Raw genomic sequence first — 1,294 nt, forward strand, 5'->3', positions numbered from 1 at the left:
CTTTAATGACTGGTGGCCTCAAACCAACTGAAATTTCCGCCAATTGTTTCGCGAACGCTGCGACGACATATTCCTCGGTTTGGCCCGGCCCAGTATGATTAAATGGACGAAACCGAACTGTATTCAATCCTTCGTGTGCGAGCTGTCCGACAAGTGCCTCGGCCGCTGCCTTGCTGGCACCGTACGCATTCATAGGCTTGAGGACAACGTTCTCGCCGATAGGCTCTCCTTCGAAATCGTTGAACGATGTGCCGTACGTTTCTGAGCTGCTTATGAAAACAAATCTGGCATTTGGTGCAGCTTCCATTGCCGCGTAAGCCATATTCATCGTACCGGTGGCGTTGATATCCCAGGCGAGTCGTGGGGCGTTGCGGGCCTCGGCCGGCGCCGCGACTGCTGCCAAATGGACAATTGCGGTGGGCTGATATCCATCCACCAGATCAACAAGCTGATCGTAATCCCTGATGTCGATGGACTTACCGGTCGCTGCTTTATAACCAACAGGAAAAAAATCGATGGAATGATTAGACTGACGTGACTTCAACTCAGTTTGAAGCCACGTCCCGACAAATCCATTGGCACCGGTTATTAGAATTCGATGTTCAGACGTGGTCATTTTTCAACACTTTTTGAGCATGCTGAACTCACTTTTTGAGTCGCTTCAAATCGGCTTCGACCATTTCAACGATCATGTCTTCAAGTGAAATCTTCGGTTCCCAGCCGAATTTGTCCTTGGCCTTCTTGGGGTTGCCCAAGAGGACATCGACTTCCGCCGGGCGGAACAGGGCGGGATCGATGATGAGATGGTCGTCGATGTTAAGGCCCGCATGGTTAAAAGCGATCTCGCACATGTGGCGAACGGTGGTGGTGCGGCCCGTCGCAATGACGAAGTCGTCGGCAACGTCTTCCTGCACCATCATCCACATGGCACGGACATAGTCCTTGGAATGACCCCAGTCCCGTTTGGCATCGATATTGCCAAGGCGCAATTCCTTGGCAAGACCAAGCTTGATGCGTGCGACGGCATCGGTGACCTTGCGCGTGACAAACTCGATGCCGCGCAGCGGCGATTCATGATTGAACAGAATACCGCTCGAGGCATGAAGGCCGAAGCTTTCCCGATAATTGACCGTCAGCCAGTGACCATAGAGCTTGGCCACCGCATAGGGCGAGCGTGGATAAAAGGGGGTGGTTTCGGACTGCATTGGTTCCTGGATAAGCCCGTACATCTCAGAGGAAGACGCCTGATAGAATCGGGCGTCGGGTTTTTCAAGCCGCACCGCTTCAAGCATGT

The 1,294-nt window shown here is 52.9% G+C and carries 2 protein-coding genes; both read right to left on the bottom strand.

All coding sequences use genetic code 11. The features are described from left to right. On the bottom strand, positions 1 to 616 hold a 616-nt coding region (locus ACXJ5O_RS27250; RefSeq protein WP_457302636.1), incomplete at its 3' end, for an NAD-dependent epimerase/dehydratase family protein. Positions 617 to 644: 28 nt separating this feature from the next. Then, positions 645 to 1,294 (bottom strand): GDP-mannose 4,6-dehydratase (locus ACXJ5O_RS27255; RefSeq protein WP_457302637.1); only part of this gene is annotated, 650 nt, incomplete at its 5' end.

It is taken from the genome of Phyllobacterium sp. P5_D12 (assembly GCF_054049495.1).